At 66.7% G+C, this 12,967-nt stretch carries 12 protein-coding genes; 6 read left to right on the forward strand and 6 right to left on the reverse strand.

Annotation, left to right across the window (positions count from 1 at the left end):
- Nucleotides 1-169 precede the first annotated feature (169 nt).
- The 4 genes from NE2_RS05865 to NE2_RS05880 all read left to right on the forward strand — a co-directional run bounded on the left by NE2_RS05865 (nt 170) and on the right by NE2_RS05880 (nt 5,500).
- Entirely contained in the window at nt 170-1,033 is an 864-nt protein-coding gene (locus NE2_RS05865) for an HpcH/HpaI aldolase/citrate lyase family protein (protein ID WP_063024535.1), read from the forward strand.
- Entirely contained in the window at nt 1,030-2,025 is a 996-nt protein-coding gene (locus NE2_RS05870; RefSeq protein ID WP_063024537.1) for a MaoC family dehydratase, read from the forward strand. Before NE2_RS05865 ends, NE2_RS05870 begins: the two co-directional genes overlap by 4 nt.
- A gap of 67 nt (nt 2,026-2,092) precedes the next feature.
- Nucleotides 2,093-4,354: an acyl-CoA dehydrogenase family protein gene (locus NE2_RS05875; protein WP_218018562.1), complete on the forward strand. Its 2,262-nt coding sequence runs from the start codon at nt 2,093-2,095 to the stop codon at nt 4,352-4,354.
- A gap of 51 nt (nt 4,355-4,405) precedes the next feature.
- Entirely contained in the window at nt 4,406-5,500 is a 1,095-nt protein-coding gene (locus tag NE2_RS05880; protein ID WP_233429681.1) for a Gfo/Idh/MocA family protein, read from the forward strand.
- A 111-nt stretch (nt 5,501-5,611) separates the two neighbouring features.
- Here NE2_RS05880 and NE2_RS05885 read toward each other — a convergent pair whose 3' ends face one another.
- Nucleotides 5,612-5,893 (reverse strand): hypothetical protein, encoded by a 282-nt coding sequence (locus NE2_RS05885; RefSeq protein WP_063024653.1) that lies wholly within the window; start codon nt 5,891-5,893, stop codon nt 5,612-5,614.
- Between the two features lie 293 nt (nt 5,894-6,186).
- On the opposite strand from NE2_RS05885, the gene NE2_RS05890 reads away from it, so the two are divergent.
- Together NE2_RS05890 and NE2_RS05895 are read left to right on the forward strand one after the other, a co-directional pair.
- Nucleotides 6,187-7,359, forward strand: a complete 1,173-nt coding sequence (locus NE2_RS05890) for an amidohydrolase family protein (RefSeq protein ID WP_063024539.1) — start codon at nt 6,187-6,189, stop codon at nt 7,357-7,359.
- Nucleotides 7,360-7,534: 175 nt separating this feature from the next.
- Nucleotides 7,535-8,332, forward strand: a complete 798-nt coding sequence (locus NE2_RS05895; protein WP_063024541.1) for an SDR family oxidoreductase — start codon at nt 7,535-7,537, stop codon at nt 8,330-8,332.
- Between the two features lie 324 nt (nt 8,333-8,656).
- On the opposite strand, the gene NE2_RS05900 is transcribed toward NE2_RS05895, so the two are convergent.
- The 5 genes from NE2_RS05900 to NE2_RS05920 are packed head-to-tail and all read right to left on the reverse strand — an operon-like array spanning nt 8,657 to nt 12,886.
- The gene (locus NE2_RS05900; protein ID WP_063024543.1) at nt 8,657-9,244 is read right to left on the reverse strand and encodes a PaaI family thioesterase; all 588 of its coding nucleotides are present in this window, start codon (nt 9,242-9,244) and stop codon (nt 8,657-8,659) included.
- A 9-nt stretch (nt 9,245-9,253) separates the two neighbouring features.
- Complete coding sequence (locus NE2_RS05905) at nt 9,254-10,177, reverse strand: LLM class F420-dependent oxidoreductase (protein WP_174553913.1); 924 nt, start codon at nt 10,175-10,177, stop codon at nt 9,254-9,256.
- 10 nt (nt 10,178-10,187) lie between these two features.
- Nucleotides 10,188-11,378: an acyl-CoA dehydrogenase family protein gene (locus NE2_RS05910; RefSeq protein WP_063024658.1), complete on the reverse strand. Its 1,191-nt coding sequence runs from the start codon at nt 11,376-11,378 to the stop codon at nt 10,188-10,190.
- A gap of 7 nt (nt 11,379-11,385) precedes the next feature.
- The gene (locus NE2_RS05915) at nt 11,386-11,970 is read right to left on the reverse strand and encodes a flavin reductase family protein (protein ID WP_063024545.1); all 585 of its coding nucleotides are present in this window, start codon (nt 11,968-11,970) and stop codon (nt 11,386-11,388) included.
- A 31-nt stretch (nt 11,971-12,001) separates the two neighbouring features.
- On the reverse strand, nt 12,002-12,886 hold the full coding sequence (locus NE2_RS05920; RefSeq protein ID WP_063024547.1) for an alpha/beta fold hydrolase: 885 nt from the start codon (nt 12,884-12,886) through the stop codon (nt 12,002-12,004).
- Between the last annotated feature and the right edge of the window lie 81 nt (nt 12,887-12,967).

The following is a 12,967-nucleotide window of genomic DNA, read 5'->3' on the forward strand; positions in this document are numbered from 1 at the left end:
TGTACGGCCATTTTCCGAAAATGTTGGTTCGCTGGCTGAGCATACGCCGTGCCGAAAGGTCGACATGCGCCAGTTGCATTGCTAACGTGCCGATCTACCGCCCGGGACCCGCAAGTCGGCCACCGGGTCAAATGTCCGTACATTTATGACCCATCTCAGGAGCACGTCTATGCCGTCAGAGCAGAATTCGGTCCGGCGGCGCGCCGTACTGGTCGTCCCGGGCGCAGCCGAACACAGGATCGTCAAGGCGCTGCACGCCGGTGCCGACGAGGTGGTGATCGACCTGGAGGACGCGATCGCCGTCGACGCCAAGGAATCGGCGCGCGAACTCGTCGCGAATCTGCTGCGCGGAATCGAACGCGATCCGGCACGTTCGGTCGCGGTGCGGGTGAACGGGTTCGCGACCGCGTGGGCCGCCGACGATCTGCGCGCGCTCGCCGCGACGAGCACCGTGGACAGCATCGTGATACCCAAGGTCGAAGACCCCGCGACGCTCGAGCGCGCACATGAACTGCTCGACGGCCATCCGGCGAGCCTGCAGGCGCTGATCGAAACACCGCGCGGCGTGCTGGCCGCCGACGACATCTGCCGGACCACCGCTCCCCTGGCCGCCGTCGTGATCGGATACGCCGATCTCGGCGCCGCACTCGGCCGCAGCGCGGACCTGCCGCCCGGGCGATGGGCGGCGATCCAGGATCGCATCCTGCTGGCGGCGCGGGCCAACGACGTCGCCGCGATCGATGGACCACATCTCGCCGTCGCCGACGACGACGATTTCCGCAGCCGCGTCCGGTGGACGCACGACGCCGGATTCGACGGCAAATGGGTTCTACACCCCGCCCAGATTGCCACGGCCACAGCACAATTCACTCCCGACCAGGATGCGGTCGAACACGCCCGCGCCGTCCTCGCCGCGCTCGACGAGGCTGCCCGAGCCGGCGCCGGGGTCGCCCGGCTCGGCGACCGCATGCTGGACGAAGCCGTCGCGATCGCCGCCCGGCGGGTGCTGACACGAATCGGAGGACAACAGTGACGACGACACCCAGCGACGGGCCCTACTTCGACGATCTGCGGGTCGGCCAGATCTTCGACGACGCGCCCTCGATCACGCTGACCGACGGCCTCGCCGCCGCACACCAGGCCATCGCGGGCGATCGCCTGCGGCTGGCACTGGACCGACACCTGTCCACCGCGGTCACCGGAGCGGCGCTCGCCCACCCTGCCGTGGTCTGGGATGTCGCAATCGGCCAATCCACGATCGTGACCCGGCGAGTGAAAGCCAACCTGTTCTACCGCGGGCTGAATTTCCACCGCTTCCCCGCCCTCGGCGATACGCTGCGCACCCGAACCGAAGTCGTCGGACTTCGGCAGAACTCCGCCAAACCCGGCCGCCATCCCACCGGCTTGGCCGCGCTGCGGATCACCTGCACCGACCATCTGCAACGCACGGTGCTCGATTTTCACCGCTGTGCGATGCTGCCGCTGAGCGAGCATCCGGACCCCACCAGGGCCGTGCCCGGCGACGACCTGTCGCGCATCGGCACCGACGCGGAGCCGGCGCGGATCACACCCCCGCCGTGGGATCTGCGCGCGTTCCGCGCGGCCGTGCCGGGCACCCACTTCGATCCGGCGCTGGCCGGGCAGATCCGGCAATCGAGTGGTGATGTCGTCTCGAACGCGCCCGAATTCGCTCGCCTGAGCCTGAATATCGCCACGACACACCATGATTACCGGGTCGGCGAACAGGGTCGGCTCGTTTACGGCGGGCACGCCATCGGCGTCGCGCTGGCACAGGCCACCCGCGCGTTGCCCAACCTCGTCACGGTGCTGGGCTGGCATTCGTGTGATCACACCGGCCCCGTGCACGAGGGTGACACCCTGTCCAGCGAGCTCACCGTGGACAGTGCCACGGCGCTGGGCGGCGACGGTGGCGTATTGCAGCTGCGCTCGCGCGTGTTCGCCCACAACTCTGCCACCACGGACCGGCAGGTGCTGGACTGGCGCTTCGCCGCACTGCTGGCATGAAACAAATCTGACATGGCATAATTATTTATATGATTCTGTTTTCCGCGTATGCCGGAGGGGACAGCCTGTGATCAACTCGTCCGTAGTCGTTGCCGACACCGAAGAGCAGCAGTCGCTGGTGGAAGCGATCGCGCAGCTGCTCGACCGCCACTGGGGTCCCGGCTCCGCACACAAGCTGATCCAGGACCCGGACCGGGTCAGCGAGGTATCGCTGTGGTCGCAGCTCGCGGAGGTGGGCGTCGCGGGACTGCCAATCCCCGAATCCCAGGGTGGATCCGGCGGCGGCTGGGCCGATTTCGCCGTGGCCGCCGAGGCGCTGGGTTCGGTCGTGGCACCGACGCCGGTCATCGCCGTCGCGGGCGCGCTCGGCGCACTGAGCGCACCGAATGTCGTGGGCGGCGACCTATCGGCGCAGATTGCCTCCGGACGCGTCATCCCGGCCGTGGCGTGGACTGAAGACACCGGAATGCCTGCGGTCGCAGGGCGATTCGAGGCCGTGGCCGGTGACCACTCCGATCGCGCGCTGGTCTCCGGCACCGCGGATTTGATCCTGACGCCGGAGGCCGACGTCGTCCTCGTGCTCGCCGAGGGCGAATCCGGCCCGCTGCTGATCGCGGTGCCGACCTCCGATACCGACGCGGTGCTTACCGAGCGAACCCAGAGCCTGGATCTGCTACGCCCGCTCGGCGCTGTGCATCTGCGGCAAGCTGCGGGCACCGTTCTGGCCACCGGTGACGACGCGGTGGCGGCGATCCGCCGCAGCCTGGTCACCGCGGGGCTGGCCCTGGCCGGTGACCTGACCGGCGTCGCGAGCCACTGTCTGTGGGCGGCGGTCGATTACGCGGCCACTCGCGAACAATTCGGCAAGCCGATCGGCGCATTCCAGGCCGTCAAGCACAAGTGTGCCGACATGCTGGCCCATGTCGAATTGGCGCGAGCCACCGCCCGCGAAGTTGCCGGGCTGCTGGATTCCGGCGCCGGGGCCGCCGCCCTGGATCAGGCGGTCGCCTTGGCGTTGCTCGAATCCGTCACGGCCGCACAGCATGTCACTGCGGACTATATCCAGGTGCTGGCCGGAGTCGGCTTCACGTGGGAGCACGAGGCACACCTCTACTATCGCCGGGCCGGCGCCTCCGCCCCGCTGTTCGGCGGCGCGAGCGCCGCCCGCGAGCGCCTCGACCCCACCCGGGACGCGGCCGCGTCGACCGTAGCCGCCGAGATCGCCCCCGGCAGCCCTGCCGCCGAACTCGCCGCCGCCGTCGAATCACTGCTGCCGCTGCATCACGAGCAATGGGGTGCCGACGATTCGTTCCCTGCCCGGCTGTCCTGGCAGCAGCGCCTGCACCAGGCCGGCTGGATCGCACCGCACTGGCCGACGGAATTCGGCGGGCGCGGGCTCTCGATCGTCGATCAGGTCGCCTGCGACCAGGTGCTGGCGGGCTCGCGTGCGCCCATGCTGGCCGGAGTCCTGGGCGTGAACAACGTGGCGCCGACCCTGATGCACTACGGCACCGCGGAGCAGCGCGAGCATCTGGCCGCCATCCAGGCCGGTACCGAGGTGTGGTGTCAGGGCTTCTCCGAGCCCGGCTCGGGGAGTGATCTCGCCAGTCTGCGTACCCGCGCGACGCTGGACGGCGACGAATTCGTCATCAACGGCCAGAAGATCTGGACCTCGGAGGGGATGGAGGGCACACACTGCCTGCTGCTGGTGCGCACCGACCCGCAGGCGCCCCCGCACAAGGGGATCTCGGCCTTGCTGGTCCCGATGGACACCCCCGGAATCACCCGCCGCCCGATCACTCAGATCACCGGCGAGGGCGGATTCGCCGAGGTGTTCTTCGATGACGTCCGGGTGCCGCGCAGTGCGTTGCTGGGCCCACTGCACGAGGGGTGGAAGGTCACCATGACCACGCTCGGCTTCGAACGCGCCGGAGTGATCATGATGGCCGGGCGTCTGGAACAGACCGTCCTGGATTTGGTGACCACCCTGGCCGGCCACGAACTTCCCGCACACGCCCGCGCCGAGCTCACCGACCGACTGAGCGAGGCCCGCGCGGTCGGACTGCTGGGCAAGCGCGCACTGGGCCGGATCGCCGCCGGTGGTGCGCCGGGCGCCGAACATTCGGTGATCAAACTGGTCTGGAGTACCACGATGCAAGCGATCGGCGACACCCATCTGCGGGTGCTCGGTACGGCCGCGATCACCACCGCGACCGGTGCCGCCGCACAGCAGGACTACCTGATGTCGCGCTCTGCCACGATCGCCGGCGGCACCACCGAGATCATGCGCAACATTCTCGCCGAGCGCGTGCTCGGCATGCCGAAATAGGCTGGCGCACAACACATATCGGAACAACGAAGTCCGGATACAGGAGAAGAAGTGGTGTCTGATCGATTGCGAGTGGGGATCGTCGGCGTCGGATGGGGTGTGCACGTGCAGGTGCCCGCATTCCGGGCGGTCCCCGAATTCGAAGTGGTGGCCCTGTGCGCGCGCACCGAGGCCAGTGTGGACAAGGCCGGTGGTCGTACCGGGATCACGGATCTGAGCACCGATTGGCACACCTTCGTCCGGCGTGACGACCTCGACGTCATCTCCATCGCGACGCCGACGGTGGCCCATCACGATCAGGTGCTGGCCGCGATCGAGGCGGGCAAGCATGTGCTGTGCGAGAAGCCGCTGGCACTCACCGACGACGATGCGCGCGATATGCTCGCTCGCGCCGAGGACAAGAGCGTCGCCCACGCGGTGTGTTTCGAGGACCGCTGGTCACCGGAGAAGTACGCGGCGCGCGAATTGATCTCCGGCGGCTATCTCGGCACCCCCTATTCGGCACGCGTCAGCGCCCGGGTCGACTACTGGCATCCGGCCCATCCGCTGCAATCGGAATGGATGTACCGCAGTGCCGACGGCGGCGGCTATCTGCTGGGTCTGGGCGCCCACGACCTGGACTACCTGTGCTGGCTGTTCGGAGAGCCCGCCGCGGTGTGCGCCGATGTGCGCACCACCGTGCCGACCCGCCAGCGCCCCGACGGCTCCCTGCTCGAGATCGACGCCGACGACACCGCATCCGTGCTGATCCGCTTCGAGTCGGGGGTCGTGGCCACCCACACACTGACCGCGATGGGCCTGCACGCGGGCGCCTCCTACCACCTCGATATCACCGGCAGCGCCGGTGCGGTGGCCATCGACGGCACACTGTTCGAACGCACGCTGCTCGCCGGTACCGCCGACGAGCCCGCACTGAGCACCACACCCGGCTCGTCCCGCATCCCACGCTCGGGCGCGTTGTCCTTCGAGGGCGGAGCACGGAACGGCGCCGCACGGCAACTGGCGCTGCTGCTCGAGGATTGGCTTCCGGCATTCGACGGAAAACCGACCCCGGACGTCCCCGGCCTCGCGGACGGATTGCGAGTCCAGCGCATCATCACCGCCGCCCGCCGGAGTTCGGCGGGCGCGGGATGGGTCGAATTATGAACGAGCACAGCTACATCCGACATCACTGCGGCCTGACGCAGTAATCCTCTCGGCGGTCACGCCGGGTCGCCACCGACCCCTGTAGCGACCCGGTGTGGCAGACCGCCGCACTCAGACGTTCCTTCTCGCGAAACCCTTGTATCCGAAGAACTTCTCGAAGTTGTCATCGTTGATGGGCTGGCGGCTGTTGCGGTCGCGAGCGGCTTCCAGCACGGCGAGCCGCTGTTCCACCCTCGTCAGCTCTTCCGATTCACCGGCCGCGGCGAGTTCGCGCGCCCGCCGCGCGAGGGACTCCACCTCTTCGTACAACCGTACGGCCACCTCACTGTATGTGAGCAGGTCATGGTCGTCCTTGTCCGCACGCTCCGGGGGGTTACCGCCCTGCACCGTCATCGCGACCTCCATCGTCTCGAACCGCGTATCCGATGAGCACTCTACGCAAGACACTCATAATCAGCTGAATAAATACCCTCTTAGCATATCCGACACAGGTTCGCATGGGTTTGAACTGGCACTTCACCCAGAACCCCAACCTCATGGCGTGATACCGCCAGGAAAGACTCCGGCGATAGTCGCACATTCGAGCCTATGATCTGATTCACTAGAACTGACCAAAAAGATCAATGAGTTAGCTAATTTTGGTATCAGACGAGCAGCCTAGAACCTCGTCAGAGGAGAAGCCCCCCATGCCCTTGCAGGACCACCATCAGATCGTCTCGGTCGACGACCACCTCATCGAACACCCCCGCGTGTGGCAGGACCGCCTCCCGGAGAAGTGGAAAGACCGCGGCCCCAAAATCGTCGAAGTCGACAACAAGCACGTCTGGCACTACGACGGCGACATCTTCCCCACCGTCGGACTCAACGCCGTCGCCGGCAAACCCCCGGACCAGTGGGGACTGGACCCCGTCCGCTACGAAGACATGATCCCCGGCTGCTACGACCCCGCGGCCAGGATCAAGGACATGGACGTCGACGGAGTCGAAGCCGCGCTCTGCTTCCCCTCCTTCCCCGGCTTCGGCGGCGGAGTCTTCCACCGCGCCAAGGACAAAGAGCTTGCCCTGCTCGCCGTCAAAGCCTGGAACGACTATCACGTCGACGAATGGTGCGCGACCGCACCCACCCGGCTCATCCCCATGTCCCTCATCCCCACCTGGGACCCCACGCTAGCCGCCCGGGAGATCCGTCGCACCGCTGCCAAGGGCTCACGCACGATCACTTTCCCCGACTCCCCCGTGCCCCTCGGATTGCCCTCGTTCCACGACAAAACCTACTGGGAACCTGTCTGGGACGCCTGCGAAGAGACCGGACAGGTCCTGTCCCTGCATTTCGGCTCCGGTTCCTACGTTCCCGGATTCTCCTTCTCCGGAACCAAGGCAATCCCGGGTCAGGTCGTCCTGCCCGACGCACCCTTCGCCGTGGCCATCACCATCTTCTCCACGAACCTGATGTGGTCACTGACCGACCTCTTGTTCTCCGGCGTCGTGCAACGCCACCCGAAACTCCAATTCTCTCTCGCCGAAGGCGGCATCGGCTGGATTCCCTACATCCTCGAACGCGCCGACTTCGTCTGGGAACGCCACCGCCATTACCAGCCCATCGACTTCGACACCCGCCCCTCGGACCTCTACTTCAAGCACTTCTGGGGCTGCTTCATCGACGATCAATTCGGCGTCGAAAACCGCCACAAGGCCGGGATCGACCGCATCATGCTCGAAATCGACTACCCCCACTCCGACTCCAACTGGCCCAACAGCCGCAAACGCGCCGCCGAAGTCCTGGCCGATGTCCCCGATCACGAAGTCGAAATGATTACCGAGACCAACGCTCGCCGCATGCTCAACTTCCCCCGCGCCTGACGACGATCGGCATTCACGCCGCAGCACAGCGGTAAGAGGGGTCCGCCCCCCGTGCGCGGACCGCCTCTGCCGTTGTCGACTCAACCCGCGTCACGAGGCCGATTCCGCACCAGGCGGTCGGCTCGGCACGGCGCGCATCTGCCGACGAGCCGGGCATCGAGAAGAGGACACATCCATGGACTACCGAATCAGAGGACGAGTAGCGCTCGTCGTCGGAGGAAGCCGGGGTATCGGCAAGGAGGCGGCGAGAATGCTGGCCGCAGAAGGCAGCTCGGTCGCGATCGTCGCACGTACCCGAAAACACATCGACCGCGCGGTCGCGGAAATCACCGAGGCAGGCGGCGCGGCCGTCGGTGTGTCCTCCGATATGACGTCGAAGGAAGGTATCGAAACCGCGGTCGCCACGGTCACCGAGCAACTCGGAACCCCACTCATCGTGGTGACACAGGCCGATTTTCACACGCGTGGCTTTTTCGAAGAGGTCACCCACGCAGAGGATTACGTCGATTCATACCGGGCGTACACCCTCAGCCAGGTGTATATGCTGCGTGCCGTGCTGCCTGCCATGCGAGAGGCAGGCTGGGGACGTTTTGTCCACATCGGATCGGCGACCGCCAAAGAACCGCAGAGTCTGCCCCCGCACACGGTCGCCAACGCCACCCGCCCTGCTACTGTCGGCCTTCTCAAGAGCGTGGCCGACGAGTACGCCCAATTCGGCATCACCATCAACACCGTGGCCCCCGGATGGATCGCGACCAAGACGACCAATTGGTATCTCTCCACCCACGAGGGACTCGCCGATGAAGCCGCGCGCAAAAAATGGCTGATCGAGAAGGCGGGAGTCCCAGCGGGACGCGCCGGCGAGCCCGAAGAAATCGCCTCGACGATTGCTTACCTTTGTTCGGATCAGGCCGGCTATCTCAACGGCCACTACATCTGCGTGGACGGAGCCCACCACCGTTCCGCCTTCTGAGCCGCGGCGAACCGAGGGCAGCCACCAACCAACCTCGCTGATCACATCTGGGATCAGCGACAGATGGGTCGGCGGATCACGTCCGCGGCCGGCCGCCGCCCACACAGCCCGCACCCCAGGGAAGGTGCCCGGCCCGACGTACTCCGACGGCGTGCGCTCGTCGATATCGGCGAGTTGCGAAACCATCAGCGGTGCTGTCTCCGCTGCACCGGCACGCCCGTCGCGCGCGAACTCCGCCACCGAACCCAGTTCCGCCGCTTACGTTCCGCCCCCGCGTTGATCGAGCATGGCTCTCGCCGCGCAGTGCCGACCAACTGCCGAGACCTACGGTTGTCCGGGCAGTAACCGCACGAACAGGGCCTCGGCCACCGCGCACACGTGCGCACCGTCGAGCAGCCGGCCATTGACGAATGTCTTGCGGCCTTCGACCCGATCGATGGACGCCTCCACGTGCAGGGGTCGGTTGATCGGTGTAATGCGGCGGTAATCGACCTTCAGATAAGCGGTGCGCGAACCCGGCTGAGCCTTCATCCCGACGAATATGCCGAGCAGATCGTCGAACAGCAGCGGGATCTGACCGCCGTGTACCGCACCGTTGCCGCCCAGGTGAGCATCGGTGAAGTGGGTGGCAGCCACCAGCCGGGTCGCGTCGACCTCGGTGATGACGTACGGGATCAGCGACGGATGCGTCACCGCCGGGGTCGGACGCTGATGTGCCGGGCGTTGCTGCTCCGGCACCCGGAAGCCTTCCAATTCCGCTGCGGTGCATCCCAATTCGCGAACCACACGACGTATCAGGTCCGGGGGCGGGTCCGCCGCACAGACGGCGGCCTGCAACCTGCGGACGGTCTCTGCCAGTTCGGCGTAGTCCGACGTCGCGCGCTCGTGGGTTTCAGGAAGTTGCGAAACCATCTGCGGCGCTTACTGATTCTGCTTGATCAGCCGGTCGGCGATCATTGAGATGTCGGCCCGGAAGTCGTCGATACTGCGGCTGGCCGGCTCGATGGTGATCCAGGTGACCCCGGCATCGGCGTACTCGGGCAGCAGCGGCTGCACCGCGTCGCAGAATGCGGTGCTGTTCCCGCTGTGCAAAAGGGTGGCCTCGAACGGCACAAAGGAGACATCGAGCACGGACTTCCCCAGCTCCGCGCGCCGGGCGTTCTGCTCGCCGATCATCGTGCGCAACGTGCCGATATCCTCCAACGGCGGCGTCCGGGTGATCGCGGCCATCTCCGCGGACTGCCCCATGGGCAGCCAGCCGTCGCCGAGTTCGACCGCGCGACGCCGCGCCGCGGCGCTGTTACCGCCGATCCAGATCGGTGGCCCGCCCTGCTGCTGCGGGGCAGGCAGCGAAATATGGCCTGCCGCACCGAATTGCGGACCCTCGTGGTCGACTCCCGCCCATGTTGCCCGCATCGCCGCGATGGCCTCGTCGAGCAGTGCGCCACGGTGCGGGAAATCGGCTCCGAGCGCCTCGAATTCGGACTTCAGATAGCCGGCGGCCAGGCCGAGTGTCAGCCGCCCGCCCGATAGCAGATCCAGTGACGCCGCCGATTTCGCGCCCAGATACGGACTGCGATATCCCGCGACCATCACATAGGTGATCAGGCGCAGCCGGGTCGTGGCCTGGGCGGCGATGCTGAGCGCCACGAACGGGTCGAAGGCGTGATGGCCGCCGTTGGCCAGCCATTTCTTGTCCGGATACGGGTGCTCGCTGACGGACAGACCGTCGAATCCGGCATCCTCCACGAACTTCGCCACGGCGCCGAAGTCGGATTCGCCGATCCAGCGCGGGTAGTGCTTGACCGCCCGCATCGGGAACATCAGATTGAATTTCAGGCTCACGGTATCGCTTTCACTCGAGCAGTTTCCGGGCGACGACGACCCGCTGTACCTCGGTCGCCCCCTCCCCCAGACGTTTGACGCGTAGATCCCGGAACCACCGCTCGAGCGGCAGTTCGTCGGCCAGGCCGAGCGCACCGTGAATCTGGATGCACCGGTCGACCACGCGGAACGCGGCCTCGGTGCCGTACAGTTTCGCGATCGACGCGTCCACCTTGACGTCCTTGCCGAGATCGGCGTTCCAGGCGGCCTGATACATCAGCAGCCGCGCCGCGCGCAGCTCGACTTCGCTGTCGACCAGCATCCATTGGATGCCCTGCTTGTCGGCGAGCTTGCCGCCGAACACATCTCGGTCCTTGGCCCAGGCACAGGCCATCTCCAGTGCGCTCTGGGCGATGCCGATCGGCCCGGCCGGATAGAGGATGCGGCCATGGATCAGGAAGTCACTGGCCAGCGCGAAGCCCTTGCCTTCGGCCCCGATCAGATTCTCGGCCGGGATCACCGCATTGTCGAAATGCAGTTCGTAGGGCGCGAAGGAGGCCATGACACCGATGCGGCGGAACGACAGTCCCGGCGTGTCCTTCTCGACGATGAAGCACGAAATGCCTTGCCGCCCTTCGCCGGTGCGGGCGTAGACCACACCCCAGTCGGCGTTCTCGGCATGGCTGGTCCACATCTTCGTGCCATTGAGCACATAGTGGTCGCCCTCGCGCACGGCCTTGAGGGTGATCGCGCGCGCCGGGTCCGAACCGCCCGAAGCCTCGCTGATCGCCGTATATGCCTTGGTGGCGGTGCCATCGATGATGGGCTGGGCATATTTCGCGAACTGTTCCGGAGTCGCCTTGAACATCACGTTCGGCGGGTTGCCGCCGAAGGCGCCCAGCGCCGGAAAGAACGCGCCCATACGGCATTTGGCGGCCTCCTCGGCCACCACGACCTGTCCGAGGACGCTCAGTCCGGCGCCGCCGAATTGCTCCGGCGTCTGCAAAGCCCACAACCCCAGTCGACGGGCCTTGTCCTGCAATGCGATCAACTGCTCGCGCGGCAGTCCCGCGGCATCGTGTGGAAGCTGTTGCTCGAGGGGTCGCACCTCGGAATCCATGAAGCGGCGCACGGTCTCGCGCAACAGCCGGAACTCCTCGGGCAGCTCCCAGGCGCCGGTCACCTGGGGATCGTCGATCCGGTCGGAGGTCGGTGCGGACATCGGATACTCAGCCCCGCGCGGCGGCACGATAGGCGCGAGCGCTCTCGAGCTGCGGCACGTGGTTGGTCTCGTACCGCTCGATCCACTCGGTCGGCAACTTCCCCCACGCCTCGCCGATGCGCAGCCGCTCGCCAGGGTTGAGGATTTCCGAGGCGACCACGTCGCCGACGAAGATGGTGCTCTCCTCGACGTCCAAGGTGGCCATCACCCGTGCCTCGACGTAGCTGTGCGCGTCGAGCAGAATCGGTGCGCCTGTGACGCCGGTCTTGGTGCGCAGTTTCGAGATCTTGTCACCGTCGCGACCAGAGCTGCCGCCAAGCGTCATCAGAATGTCGAGCGACGCGTCGAGCTGCTCCGGCACGGCGCTCAGCAGATGCATCACGAAGATGCCGGAGCTGAGCACCATGTCGTGGGTCTTGTTGTACTTGGTCAGGCTGACCGTGGCCCGGGGCAGCTCCGGCACGATGCTCATCGAGCCCGCGGACAGGCTCATCAGGCCGTTGGCGAATCCGCCGTCGATCGTGGTGACCGCGACCGGAAACGGACGCAGGCCACCGAGGACCTTGTTCGCCGCATCGACGTCGATAGTCATGTCGTTGTTTCCTTTCGGGATGTCCGGCGCGCTACGGGCGTGCGGACAGTGATGAATCCAGATAGCCGAGGAGGTTCGCGGTGAACACGTCGTTGTCGTCGCCGGCGACCATGTGGCCGACTTCGCGGACATCGATCACCTCCGAATGCGGGATCAGCTCCCGCAATTCGGCGACCCCCTCGTCCGAAACGACGTCGGACAGTTGACCTCGCACCAGCAGCACCGGGCAGGTGATGCGTTGCGCGGCCGCCTTGGCCCGCTCGTAGACCTGCGGGCTCACCGGCCGGTCGTCGTCACCGTCGGCCGATCGCATCATCGCCGGGTCCCAATGCCAGTACCAGCGGCCCTCGCGCAGCCGCAGATTCTTGCGCAGCCCGTCGACACGCGACGGCCGCGGGCGATGGGGGTTGTAGGCCGCGATTCGCGCGGAGGCCTCCTCGAGCGACGCGAAGCCGTCCGGTGCACTCTGCATGAACTCGCGAACCCGGCGACCGCCGCTGACCTCGACGCGGACTGCGATGTCGACCAGAACGAGTGCCTGCGCGAGCGATGCGTCCTCGCCTGCCGCGATCAGGGAGATCTTGCCGCCCATCGATGCGCCGACCAGGGCGACGGGCAGTCCGGGATTCTCCTGCCGGATATGGGCGAGCACCGCACGCAGGTCCTCGACCAGGGCGCCCACGCTGTAGTCACCGCCGGAATGCCAGTCGCTGTCGCCGTGCCCGCGCAGATCGATCGCGTACGAGACCCAACCGGCCTCGGCCAACCGGATTCCGGTGCGCCGCCAAGAGTGCCGCGTCTGGCCACCACCGTGCAGCAACACCACCACGCCGCGTCCGTCGGCATGATCGCCGGCCCAGCGATCGGCGGCCAGGCGCACTCCCGCGCCCGGCAAACTGTGCTCGAGATGACGCACCGAGACTGCTCCCTTCCGTACCACCGACGATCGCCGCGAGCCGACCGCCCTGTTCGGGCGCTCGCATCTGGCGACGGGTTT

The sequence above is a fragment of the Nocardia elegans NBRC 108235 genome, assembly GCF_001612845.1.
GTDB classification, from domain to species: Bacteria; Actinomycetota; Actinomycetes; order Mycobacteriales; family Mycobacteriaceae; genus Nocardia; species Nocardia nova.